General features: G+C 43.3%; 12 protein-coding genes. 6 read left to right on the top strand and 6 right to left on the bottom strand.

Features of this window, described 5'->3' with window-relative positions; all coding sequences use genetic code 11:
• Positions 1-437: 437 nt before the first annotated feature.
• From O9323_RS00485 to O9323_RS00475, 3 genes are all read right to left on the bottom strand, one after another.
• The gene (locus O9323_RS00485; RefSeq protein ID WP_002755102.1) at positions 438-692 is read right to left on the bottom strand and encodes a hypothetical protein; all 255 of its coding nucleotides are present in this window, start codon (positions 690-692) and stop codon (positions 438-440) included.
• 157 nt (positions 693-849) lie between these two features.
• Entirely contained in the window at positions 850-1,263 is a 414-nt protein-coding gene (locus O9323_RS00480) for a pepsin/retropepsin-like aspartic protease family protein (RefSeq protein ID WP_002755100.1), read from the bottom strand.
• On the bottom strand, positions 1,256-1,477 hold the full coding sequence (locus tag O9323_RS00475; protein ID WP_002755098.1) for a hypothetical protein: 222 nt from the start codon (positions 1,475-1,477) through the stop codon (positions 1,256-1,258). The genes O9323_RS00480 and O9323_RS00475 overlap by 8 nt, the downstream gene beginning before the upstream one ends.
• 878 nt (positions 1,478-2,355) lie before the next feature.
• On the opposite strand from O9323_RS00475, the gene O9323_RS00470 reads away from it, so the two are divergent.
• From O9323_RS00470 to O9323_RS00455, 4 genes are all read left to right on the top strand, one after another.
• Positions 2,356-3,072, top strand: a complete 717-nt coding sequence (locus O9323_RS00470; RefSeq protein WP_002737017.1) for a Uma2 family endonuclease — start codon at positions 2,356-2,358, stop codon at positions 3,070-3,072.
• Positions 3,073-3,332: 260 nt separating this feature from the next.
• Positions 3,333-4,472 (top strand): citrate synthase, encoded by a 1,140-nt coding sequence (locus tag O9323_RS00465; RefSeq protein WP_002755096.1) that lies wholly within the window; start codon positions 3,333-3,335, stop codon positions 4,470-4,472.
• Between the two features lie 199 nt (positions 4,473-4,671).
• Entirely contained in the window at positions 4,672-6,414 is a 1,743-nt protein-coding gene (locus O9323_RS00460) for an ABC transporter substrate-binding protein (RefSeq protein ID WP_002755094.1), read from the top strand.
• Entirely contained in the window at positions 6,414-7,682 is a 1,269-nt protein-coding gene (locus O9323_RS00455) for a glycosyltransferase (protein ID WP_002755092.1), read from the top strand. Before O9323_RS00460 ends, O9323_RS00455 begins: the two co-directional genes overlap by 1 nt.
• Before the next feature lie 102 nt (positions 7,683-7,784).
• Here O9323_RS00455 and O9323_RS00450 read toward each other — a convergent pair whose 3' ends face one another.
• Positions 7,785-8,372: a hypothetical protein gene (locus O9323_RS00450; RefSeq protein WP_002755090.1), complete on the bottom strand. Its 588-nt coding sequence runs from the start codon at positions 8,370-8,372 to the stop codon at positions 7,785-7,787.
• Positions 8,373-8,635: 263 nt separating this feature from the next.
• Between O9323_RS00450 and O9323_RS00445 the strand changes: the two genes are divergently transcribed.
• Positions 8,636-9,859, top strand: a complete 1,224-nt coding sequence (locus tag O9323_RS00445) for a DHH family phosphoesterase (protein ID WP_002755088.1) — start codon at positions 8,636-8,638, stop codon at positions 9,857-9,859.
• Positions 9,860-9,911: 52 nt separating this feature from the next.
• The gene (gene sixA / locus O9323_RS00440; protein ID WP_002735419.1) at positions 9,912-10,406 is read left to right on the top strand and encodes a phosphohistidine phosphatase SixA; all 495 of its coding nucleotides are present in this window, start codon (positions 9,912-9,914) and stop codon (positions 10,404-10,406) included.
• A gap of 112 nt (positions 10,407-10,518) precedes the next feature.
• Here sixA and O9323_RS00435 read toward each other — a convergent pair whose 3' ends face one another.
• Together O9323_RS00435 and O9323_RS00430 are read right to left on the bottom strand one after the other, a co-directional pair.
• Entirely contained in the window at positions 10,519-11,415 is an 897-nt protein-coding gene (locus O9323_RS00435; RefSeq protein ID WP_024971084.1) for a tRNA (5-methylaminomethyl-2-thiouridine)(34)-methyltransferase MnmD, read from the bottom strand.
• Complete coding sequence (locus tag O9323_RS00430; protein ID WP_024971083.1) at positions 11,375-12,169, bottom strand: alpha/beta fold hydrolase; 795 nt, start codon at positions 12,167-12,169, stop codon at positions 11,375-11,377. Before O9323_RS00430 ends, O9323_RS00435 begins: the two co-directional genes overlap by 41 nt.
• Between the last annotated feature and the right edge of the window lie 292 nt (positions 12,170-12,461).

Here is a 12,461-nt window from a genome sequence, read left to right as displayed (position 1 = left end):
TAGTCTCTAAGCATTTATACTTATGGCAAAATTGGGATGCTCCCGGTATAAACTTCTGTCGAAATCTTGCGAAAAAACGCGAAGGGCTAGCTTTAATGTCAGTTATGGGAGTTAAAACTTACATTGATGAGTCAAATGGGGGGGGAAATATTCCAGAGTCAGACGTGTAGGCTAATAATTCAAATGCAGCGGACGGTTGAGAACCGCTGATGCGTGTTCGAGGTTACTTGCCGCCGCTGATTTGGGGCGTTAGACAGCCTTATCGCTCTGTTAAAACTTAGCAAAAGTAATCTGTGAGTTACAATACTGCGATCGCCGCTCTGGTTGTTAATGAAATCTAACACACCTCTTTTTTCTCTAGCCGTAGTACCATGCTCATTCATTGAAGCAAGTTATTGTAAGCTAACGGGGTTTTTTGATTTTTGAAAAGGCGATCGTTAGTTACCGTCCTGACTTAAAAAATAGCCAACTGCACGCTGAAGCTGTTCCATCCCTTGTTGCAGTTGGTCAATACGAGCCTTAGATTCCTCCATTTGTTGAGCAGTAGCTTCCACAAACCGATCAATACGCCGATTCGTTGCCTCACTGATTGCTGCTAATCTGTCAATATTGCTTTCTATTCGCTCTATTCGCTGCTGACTTGCCTCTAGACTGGCTTCAATACGGTCTAACCGAGAACTTTGCCACCACATTTAGTTAACACCTTGAAAATAAGCGATTATTGTCCTCAGTTTAGCAAATCTTTAGACAAATTAATCTCTTTTCATAGGGCGATCGCTTGAGGCGAAACTGCGATCGCTGGTTGCTTAGTTAATGAAATGTAACGCACATATTTTTTCTCCAGTCAAACTATTTTTGACTAATCTCGAATGCTAAGTCGTATCTGTAAAAACAGACATCAAAGGCAAGAAAGAAGTTCATCTGTCCTAGTATTAGCGGCGCATATTTATCTTCTGTCCAAGCAAAGGCTAAATCTACGGTGGGGAATTGCTCAACAGTAGCTTTAACAACCAATGCACGAGCTTCAAATCTAGCTAAATTACCTCCTAATGGCAGAGATAGCCTTTGGTTTTCCCAGACTGCACCTAAAGCTAAACCCATTTCATAGGGCAACACATTAACACTAGAGCCAGTATCCAAGAGACCCGAAACATTCAAGGATTGACTTTGATAAGTTAATGTCAATGGTAAATAAGGAAGCGCACTTAATGCCCCAAGACTAGAATCTACCTCGGTGAAAGCAAATCTTACCTTATTAGCCATGAGTCAATTCTTGTTTCTCTTTTAATGCTTGAGCAAGAATGGCGGCAGCCTCAAAAGAGTCATGTAAACCTTGTCTAGGGAGATCATCTTCAATAGACATCGGTACAATACCAGAATCCTTGAGCAACTCGGCTACAAGAAAGTTAAGTAATAAGAGCTTATCGGAGTAAGACAATTGCTTTAGCAGGGGCGCAAATTGAGTAGTTGTCAGCATGGATTCAAGAAAGTTACGGATTTTGACTTTCTGCACTTTGTCTGAGTATAACACCACCTTTGCGCTAATCCCTGCCCCAAAAGCAGGCTAACTTTGCTGTTAGACAGAAATCCCAGAAATGTTCAATCTAATCTTTATAGTTCTTCGGTTTGTGTTAGGCCATGGACGGGGTTATAAAGGGCGATTTTTGTCAATCAATTAAGTCTCTGGCCAGATGAGGATTTATTGCGATCGCATTTCCTCTATTGCGATGCCGAAGGCACTGCGTAGCAGTACGCCGCTCTGGTAGTTAATGAAATCTAACACACCTCTTTTTTCTCTAGTCAAACTATTTTTGACTAATCTCAAATGCTAAGTCGTATCTGGCTCTCCCAGGTTTGGTGGGTAAAATGTATTCTAAGATACATTCCTCCTAGCGAGGGGGTGGAACGAACCACAAAGACACAAAGGACACAAAGATCGATCGATCATATAGTAAGTTAAACTTATCACACAGAACCTAGAAGAGCCCGTATGTGTAAAAACAGACATCAAAGGCAAGAAAGAAGTTCATCTGTCCTAACGTTTGCAGAAAAGGTTTTTATACCATTTCTCTAAATGAAAACTACACATCGAATTTAAATCCCCCTTTAAGTTCCCCTTTTTAAGGGGGATTTAGGGGGATTAAACTTCTGTAGTCAGACTTTGGAGAATTGGTATTGTAAAGTATAAGATGATAAAACTCCCAATCGAACTTTCAAAACCCACTCTCCACTCCCCACTCCCCGATACTTTTTAAACAGCATTTAAGACCATCACCATCCCTAAATATTTGCTCCGATTTTTTATAGTAAAGTTATACTATTAAGGAAGCAAAGACGAAATTCTAGGGTTAAGCAATGGTTAGACAACTCGACGACAGCCCGAAAACCACAATCGTCTATCCCGATAGCGATGGTAAACCGATGGCCGACAATACAAGACAATTTCGCTGGATTACGACGATTAAAGCGAATTTAGACTGGTTATTTGCCAATGATGCCGATGTTTTTGTCGCCGGTGATTTACTCTGGTATCCCGTGGAGGGAGATAATAAGACTCGACAAGCACCCGATGTGATGGTAGCTTTCGGCAGACCAAAAGGCGAAAGAGGTTCCTATCAACAGTGGAAAGAGAACAATATCCCCCCACAAGTGGTTTTTGAAATTCTCTCTCCGGGTAATACCCAAACGGAAATGACCAGAAAACTACTGTTTTATGACCGTTATGGTGTGGAAGAATACTACATTTATAATCCCGATAAAAATGATTTGGGTGGCTGTATTCGTCGGGAAAATCGGCTCGAAAGTCTGGAAAATCTCGATAATTGGGTCAGTCCTCGCTTGGGCATTCGTTTTCAATTAGCCCAACCAGAGTTACTCTTGTATTATCCCGATGGTCAACCTTTCACCAGTTACAACCAAGAACGACAACGGGCCGAAGCGGAACGACAACGGGCTGAAGCGGAACGGCAACGGGCCGAAACGGAAAGTCAACGGGCCGAAGCGGAACGGCAACGGGCCGAACGATTGGCGGCAAAACTGCGGGAGTTAAATATTAATCCCGAAGAAACTTAAAAAAATTATCGCTACAATGAAAGTAGATAAATATCAAGTCCACTAGCTAGAGTCGGAACGGTAAGCCCAGAAAAAATGCGCTAGGGCAGGGCTGACTAAATCGACGAAGCAATCGCTAAATAGGATTAATTTCCGTCCAATTCTCCCCAATCCTGAACAGGAGAGGCAGAACCGAAGAATTTCTATAAAATTTCGGTAAGGGTGGAAAGATCAAGTAAGTTAGCGTTAGGGCTTAATCTTCGCCACGGAAAGGTAGAACTATGACAGTTTGTGAATATCGTCCAGGTTTAGAAGGAATTCCCGCCGCCCAGTCCAGTATCAGCTTTGTGGATGGGCAAAAGGGAATCTTGGAGTATCGGGGCATTCGGATTGAGGAACTCGCCGAAAAAAGTACCTTCCTCGAAACCGCCTATCTCCTTATCTGGGGTGCTCTGCCCACGGGGGCGGAACTGGAAGAATTTGCCGATGAAATCCGTTATCATCGACGCATCAAGTACCGTATCGAAGACATGATGAAATGCTTCCCCGAAAAAGGCCATCCCATGGATGCGCTACAAACTTCGGCGGCGGCTTTGGGTTTATACTATGCCAGGCGGGCCCTGGATAATCCCGACTATATCCGTCAGGCAGTAGTCCGGCTATTAGCGAAAATCCCGACTATGGTGGCGGCGTTTCAATTAATTCGCAAAGGTAATCACCCCATTCAGCCCAACGATAGTCTTGATTATGCGGCCAATTTCCTCTATATGTTGACGGAAAAACGACCGACGGATTTAGCGGCGAAAGTTTTCGATGTCTGTTTGACTCTCCACGCCGAACATACCATGAATGCCTCGACTTTTTCGGCTATGGTGACGGCCTCCACTTTAACCGACCCCTACGGTGTCATCGCTTCAGCAGTGGGAACTCTCGCCGGCCCCCTCCACGGTGGGGCAAACGAGGAAGTATTGTTAATGTTAGAGGAAATCGGTTCGGTGGCTAATGTTCGTCCCTATGTGGAAAAATGTATCGCCAACAAACAAAAAGTTATGGGTTTTGGACACCGGGTATATAAAGTTAAGGATCCCCGGGCGACGATTTTACAAAACCTTGCCGAACAATTATTCGCGGAATTAGGTTCCGATGAATACTACGATATAGCCCTAGAATTAGAACAAGCAGTGGTGGATATCTACGGCGAAAAAGGTATCTATGCTAATGTGGATTTCTATTCGGGATTGGTCTATCGGAAATTAGGCATCCCCAGTGATTTATTTACCCCGATTTTTGCCATCTCCCGGGTGGCCGGTTGGTTGGCCCACTGGAAAGAACAATTAAATGCTAACCGCATTTTCCGTCCTACCCAAATCTACACCGGACAACACGAAGTCCCCTATACACCGATCGAACAACGTTCTTAGATTTTATCTCCCATTCTTGAATGGAAACACGGTTTCTCGCCTTTGTCAATCTTTCCTAGGCGAGATTTTTTGTCTCATTTCCTGTTATATTGATGGGACAAGGAAACAGTCCATCGGCTTTCAGCTTGGTCAGTTTCGGTGTATATAGCAAGACAAGGTCTTTACTTCTAAATAGTCGGACAGAAAAATATTAAAGATTATGGTGAAATTTTGGCGCAGATTAACGGTATTTTTAATTTCTTGTTTATTGCTGATTTCCCTAACTGCTTGTGGTAATCAAGTTAGACGCAATCAAGTGGTCATATCGGTATTAAGTGACCCAAAAACCTTTAATGCTGTTTTATCGGCCGAATCCCCGAATATTTTTGGTTTAACCTACGAAGGACTATTAACAGAAAATCCCATTACTGGCAAAAAAGAACCAGTCCTGGCAGAATCTTGGACAATTTCCGATGATAATTTGAACATTATTTTTACTATGAGAGAGGGTTTAAAATGGTCGGATGGTCAACCCTTAACCGTTGATGATGTGGTTTTTACCTATAAAGATTTATATCTAAATCCTGATATTCCCAACAACTACCGCGATAGTTTAAGAATAGGATTAAAAAAAGAATTTCCAGTTATCACTAAACTAGATAATCGCCGAATCGAATTTAAACTACCCGAACCTTTTGCTCCTTTTTTAGATGCTGTCAGTTCACCGATTTTACCTAAACACGCTTTAGAAAAAACTATTCAGAAAAAAAGCCCCGATGGTAGGTTAGAATTTCTCTCCACTTGGGGGTTAGATACTCCTCCCGATAAAATTGTTTTTAATGGTGCTTATAAACTAAAAGAATATATCACGGGACAAAGGATTATTTTTGAGAATAACCCTTACTATTGGAAAAAAGATGACCGTGGACAACAATTACCCCATATAACTTCAGTAATTTGGGCAATTGTTGAATCGCAGGACACAACTTTACTACAATTTCGTTCGGGAAGTTTAGATTCTATTGGGGTAACTCCCGAATTTTTCTCCCTCTTAAAAACCGAAGAAGAAAGAGGAAATTTCACTATTTTTAACGGCGGACCTGCCTACGGAACCCAATTTATCGGTTTTAATCTCAACCAAGGCAAACGCAACGGAAAACCCCTAATAGAGCCAATTAAATCCAGGTGGTTTAATAACTTAAATTTCCGTCAAGCTATTGCCTACGGCATTAATCGTCAAAGAATGATTGATGATATCTATCGAGGGTTAGGAGAAGCACAAAATTCTTTTCTTTCTATCCAATCGCCTTTTTACGATAAAACCCTGAAAGGTTACGATTACAATCCCGAAAAAGCCAAAGAATTATTATTAGAGGCGGGATTTAAGTATAATAGTGATAATCTTTTAGTCGATGCCGATAATAATCCCGTTAGATTTAACCTGATTACTAATGCAGGTAACAAAATCCGGGAAGCTATTGGGGCGCAAATTAAAAATGATTTAGCCGCAATAGGAATTCAAGTGGATTTTCAAGCGATCGCTTTTAGCAATTTAGTTGATAAACTAAGTAATAGTCTAGATTGGGAAGCACATATTTTAGGTTTTACCGGCGATAATGAACCCCACGCCCCTAATATTTGGTATGTAGATGGAAATCTCCACGCTTTTAACCAACAACCTCAACCCGGCAGCCCGCCAATTCAAGGCTGGCAAGCGGCGGATTGGGAGAAAAAAATCGCCGATTTATACGTCAAGGGTTCCCAAGAATTAGACTTTGAGAAGCGCAAAGTTATCTATAATGAAATTCAACAACTTCAACAGGAATACGTCCCGTTTATTTATCTTGTCAATCCCCTCGCTTTGGGGGCCGTGCGTAACTGCTTTGAAGGAATACAATTCTCCGCCTTGGGTGGAGCATTCTGGAATCTAGAAGAATTAAAGAAAACCTGTGGAGGTGTTTAATGACTCATTTTGGCATTCTTTGTCCCACCGCTTCTGGACATATTAATCCTCTCCTACCTTTAGGAAAAGAATTACAAAAGCGCGGTCATAAAGTTACCTGTTTTCTAACTCTTGATGGTGAAGAAATGGTGCAAGCAGCCGGGTTAGATTTTCAGGCAATTGCACCCGACAAATATCCGAAAGGCACATCAGCCAAAAATTTAGCCGAAATTGGTCAATTACGGGGAACAGCCGCCGTCCGACGCACGGTACAATCAGTGACTAATTCTACCGCTGCCCTCTTTGAAACTATCCCTCAAGAGATGCGTCGCTTGGGAATTGATGCCCTAATTGTCGATCAAGTTTCCCCCTCAGGGGGTACAATCGCAGAAAAATTAGCTATTCCCTTTGTCAGTTTTGCTGGGGCATTGGTTTTAAATCGTGACCCGCTTATTCCGCCCTTTATGACTACTTGGGACTATAATCCCTCATTTATCGGGGTTATTCGCAATAAAATTGGCTATAAACTCCTTGACTCTCTGACTCGTCCCCTGAATGAGTTAATCAACCGGCAACGTCAAGAATGGGGGTTAATTCCCTATCAAAACATCAATCAACGCTATTCACCCATTGCCCAAATTAGCCAACAACCTGCCGAATTCGAGTTTCCTCGGCCAAATTTACCCGCTCACTTTCACTTTACCGGCCCCTTTCACGATTCCTCCACCAGAAAAACGATTCCTTTTCCCTACGAAAAATTAACCGGACAACCCTTGATTTATGCTTCCCTCGGTACAATTCAAAATCGCCTACAATCGGCCTTTAATGCGATCGCCCAAGCCTGTGCCGATTTGCCGGTACAATTAGTTTTATCCTTGGGCAATACCGACTCTAACATTCAAATAACCACCAAAAACGCCCTAGTTGTTCCCTACGCTCCCCAATTAGAGCTTTTAACCAGAGCCTCTCTTACTATCACCCACGCAGGCTTAAATACTACCCTAGAATCCCTTGCCCAAGCTGTACCGATGGTGGCCATTCCCATCACTAACGACCAACCGGGGGTATCTGCTCGGATAAAATGGTCGGGGACAGGGGAAGTGATTCCGATTTCCCGTCTAGAAGTTCCCCGTTTACGAAAGGCGATTGAAAAGGTCTTATCCGTCCCCAGTTACCGAGAAAATGCCCTGAGAATGCAAAAAGCACTACAGAAGACTGGAGGAGTGAAAATGGCCGCCGATATCGTCGAAAAAGCCATTTCTACCGGCCAACCCGTCCTATCGGTATAATAGCTAGGGTCTGCTGAAAAAGTTTTTCCTGGGGACAGGGTGTGACCAACTGTCTGCATCATAACCGATAGTGTCTGCCGCCGTTCCCTGTACACGCACTTGTTAGGCATCGGATTGGCTAGAGTGTATAAACTGGTGAAAGTCTGGTGATTTAATGAATTCTTGAAGGTCTTTTATTCCCTCTATAAATGAGGTTAGCATCCACCCAAGCTCTTCAAGATGAGCTAATAATCGAGGGTTTTGTTCATCTAAAAGACTGATTAACTTATAATAGTCTTCTATAGAGCTAGTATTGAGTAGTGCTAAATCTTGATGAATCAACTTGTTTCGTTCCAACACAATGTCTGAGAGAGCCTGTTTCTGAGCATTTAAGAAATCTGAGTCACTATAGGTAGCCTTAAATGACCAAGACATACCTAACTCAGAAGAGTCTAGTTGAGGTTCAGACTGACTATCATCCACTAGCACAGTGTTATGTAATTCCTTAACCAGTTGACCTAATGTGCGCTTACGAAATCTCTCATGATTGTCAACCAACTGGTTACGAGTTGATGCTGATAATCTCTCAATCTGACTAACTGAAAGTAGATACTTTAAAGTACCTTCAATCTTTGAAAAATTAACTATATTTCTGCCTAGCTTTCTTAGTGCTTCAGTTCTAACTACTTCAATATCTATCGGTTTATCCATGATTAATGGTAAGGCGTTGACTATCTAAATTATCTATCTTCACAGGTAATGGCAGCGATGGTTAATGTCCCTCACTCCTAACCGCTCTCCCAGAACAAACAGGAAAGGTCTTTTGATAGACTAGAGTTATAGCCCGACAGTGGGGAGCTAGTGGCAAGAAAAGCTTAATATTTGAGATGAACCGATCGAGCCAGAATATCGTCTAGAATTAATTAGCTCAAAAAATCCCGACTGAATCTACCCTTAAGCAAACTTTTCTAAAAATGATGGCTGAATTACTGAGTCTAGTTCCTGCCAAGTCCCTCGAAACCGATGTAGTGTTAGGGGAACCGTCGGCAGTATGTCCCCTTCCTCCAGTCACGGTTAGTAATGATACCCTACTTATTTCCCTAATTGATCGCCTGCGACGTACTTTGGAAAATCACCGCGGCGAAAATCAAATGGTGGTGATGCAGGATTTCCCGGATCCCGATGCTCTTTCTAGCGCCTGGGCCTATCAAATTATCGCCGAGCAGTACGATATTCACTGCGATATAGTCTATGCGGGTACTCTCTCCCATCAGGAAAATGTCGCTTTGGTAAAACTAACAGGTTTACCGGCTAAACGTTGGGGAGTCCATACCCTCAAGGATAGAGATCTTTCGGTTTATCAGGGTTGTGTTTTCGTCGATGGTCAGGGAACCAATAGTCAGTTAACCACTCTGGTTAAACAGGCAAAAATTCCCGTTATTGCCGTGATTGATCATCATACTCGCCAAGGGGATCTAGAGGCGGAATTTGTTGATATTCGTCCCCAAATCCGGGCAACAGCGACGATGTTAACCCAATATATCCAAAAAGGGTTACTGAATTTTAATACTAGCGATACCGTCCATGTTAAGTGTGCCACAGCTTTGATGCACGGATTGCGATCAGATACGAATAATTTAATGCAAGCGCAAGAGTGTGAATTTATTGCTGCTGGTTATCTCAGTCGTTTCTACGATGCTCAATTATTAAACGCTGTCCTGCAATCGGCCAGATCCCGACGGGTGATGGATGTGATCGAACGAGCCTTAAAAAACCGTATTATTAAAAATAATTATTCGATCGCCGGGGTCGGTTATTTGCGTTATGATGACCGAGATGCGATTCCCCAGGCTGCCGATTTTTTGGTGACAGAAGAAAATGTTCACACGGCTTTAGTTTATGGTATCGTTCACGATGAAGATGAGGATATCGAGTTAGTCATTGGTTCTATGCGTACCAGTAAAATTACCCTAGATCCCGATGAATTTCTTAAGGAAGCTTTCGGACAAGATAACCAAGGTCGCTTTTTTGGTGGTGGCCGTTATATGGCCGGAGGTTTTGAAATTCCTATCGGTTTCCTCGGTGGTTTTAATAATAATGCCGAATACGCTAAACTTAAGTGGGAAATGTATGACACCCAAATCAAACAAAAACTTTCCCATCTAGTTAACCCCGATGAAAAGGTAATTCGCACCTAAGTATCAGACCTCAGCTATCTATTATCATCGCCAAGACCGACCCGACACTGATATGAAACTTTATTTTGTGCGTCATGGATTAGCAGGACAATCGGAGGATTATCTCAACGATAGGGAACGTCCTTTAACCGAGGAAGGTAAGGCAAAAACTGCTAAAGTTGCCCAAAGATTAGGACAGTTGGGGGTGAAATTTGACCTAATTCTCACTTCCCCATTGGTGCGTGCCGTGCAAACCGCCGAAATTTTGCAAAAAGCGGGTTTAAGCAGTAAAATTGAGCAATTTAATCCCCTATCGCCCAATGGCAATATTCAAGATTGGGTGCAGTGGTGGCAAAAGTCCGACTATCAGCGAGAGGAAAACGCGATTGCACTGGTGGGCCACGAACCGGATTTAGGCTATTGGACGGAAATGCTAGTTTGGGGCAAGTTTCAAGGAAAATTATCGGTCAAAAAAGCGGGAATAATTGGTCTAGAGGTTCCCAATCAACAAAATCCCCTAGGTAAGTGTCAGTTATTCTGGTTGACAGCCCCGAAATTACTCCTATAGGGTGGGACTTTCGGAAAACGCGAGCGAGAATTGTCTCTAGTCAAACCCTAGAACCGAGACAGCATCAGCAATACAAACAAATTTTAGCCCGGGGATTCTTTCCCAATTAATCTCATTCCGAGATTTCGATCGAACTCACCGCTCTTTGCCAACGTTTTTTCCAGTGGCTAGTCGGTTCTAAGTCAGAGAGAGCCTGTTCGCTGCGACGACGTTGTATAATCACTTCGGCTGGGTCGGTTAAAGTCTCGTCTCGATAGGGAATAGCGGCCTTAGTTTGCAGATGTTCCCGTTCCTGTGCCGATAGAGATGGGGGTAAGGACAAAAAACTGGCTATTGTCCCTGGCGATCGCCGCCCGACGCTATCGGTGGCTCCAATCTGCAATCCTGCTAATTGTAAAGCCCTTCGCACCGAGGCAGCACAGGAATAGGTGACTAAATAACCCGTCGGACTCAGGCATTTGGCCACTAAAGCTAAAAACTCCACCGTCCACAGTTGCGGACATTTACTCGGGGAAAAGGGATCGAGAAAAATTGCCTCCGCTTGAAAACCCGCCTCAATCACCTTGGTTATCGTCTGTCGCGCATCCCCGATTAACAGTTTAGCGGTGAGATTAGGCAAGTCCAGCCGGTGATTATGGGCAAAATCACTTAAATATTCGGGAATTGGTTGACTCCAACTATTTAAGAGATTCTCTCTAATAGCTGCTAGGGGAACCATTCGATCGCTTTCTAACGCTAATAATTCTACCCGACAATCCCCCCTAACTCGCCAAATGGCCGCCAAGGCTGCGGCGGCATTATACCCTAAGCCGTAACAAATGTCAAGAACTTTCAGATTATTGCTCTGGTCTGCTTTTGCTGCCAGACGACTAGAGAGGATAAATTTTTTCTCGGCTTCTTCCCTTGCCCCGGAGGTAGAATGATAACATTCGTCGAATTCGGTCGAAAAAAAGGTATAAGAACCATCCTCAGTGACTTTTTGCGGGTAAGCTTCGGGGGAGACAAGCATGGTGATGAAGAATGTCTTTGAGGTGAATATCGGTTTCCAGTAGGCAAGCGTGACCACTATGGGGCAGAATTGTTAATTTTGCGGCGGGTAACTGCTGAATTAGGCGTTTAGCCTCCGCTACCGATGGTAAGAGTCGATCTCCTTGACTGGCTATCACTAACACCCCCAATTGCAGACTTTTTAACTCGCTGGCACTAACCTGAAACCGTTGTAACTGGGATAAACGCCAGCTAATCGTCTTCGGTGGGACGTATTGCATGGCTTTCAGGAGAGAGCGGCGATCTTCCCGGGATATTCGACCCAGAGCGGCCAGAAAGGGTAAAATAGTTAGTGCCGAGCTGCTATGGATGAAATCGGGCATCATCTGGGTGATACCGATTCCCAAGCTTAAAAGAGGTCTTTGATTAAAAGAAGAAGCAGGGTTAATTAAAATCAGTTTTTTAATTAATTTTGGTGATTTTGTCGCTATTTTCAAGGCTAAACAGCCGCCAAAAGACTCACCGCAGAGATAGACTTTTCTCGATTGTCCCTTTAATTCCTGTTCCAATAAAGCGATCACGAGGGTGCTTAATTCCTCCCAATCACCGAGATATTGCGGGGAAATCACCAAACAACGCAGATCGAAGTAAGGGGCAAGGTTTTTAATCTGACGATGGTATAGTTGGCCGCTGCCATCCATTCCGGGTAAAAATACAAACAGGGGATAATCGGGACGGGGATGACGGGGAATAATCCAACTGACAGGTTGTTCCATTGTGCGAGAAGCGTGATCGATGTTAAAAAAGTTTTTTCTGGTTATCTATATTTAAGGATAATTAATATTAGAGAGATTTGCCAATTTTAATAGTTAGCGACCGACAGCGCTACGCACCTTCAGGGTGAAAGAAACTGAAGGAAATCCAATATCTGGACTTCCCCGTTGACAAAAAGCCATAACCTGTGCTGTAGAAGGGATTAAGAGAATTTCCGCCGCCCCGTTACTGGGTACAAATCAGGGAAACTCCCAATAAATCTAACGCTTTTTGTTGCAGTTGGGTCGGTCGAGT

Source organism: Microcystis sp. LE19-131.1A (assembly GCF_027532015.1).
GTDB lineage: Bacteria > Cyanobacteriota > Cyanobacteriia > Cyanobacteriales > Microcystaceae > Microcystis > Microcystis ichthyoblabe_A.
The sequence above is the reverse complement of the archived record's forward strand: the minus strand, read 5'-3'. Positions and strand labels throughout refer to the sequence as shown.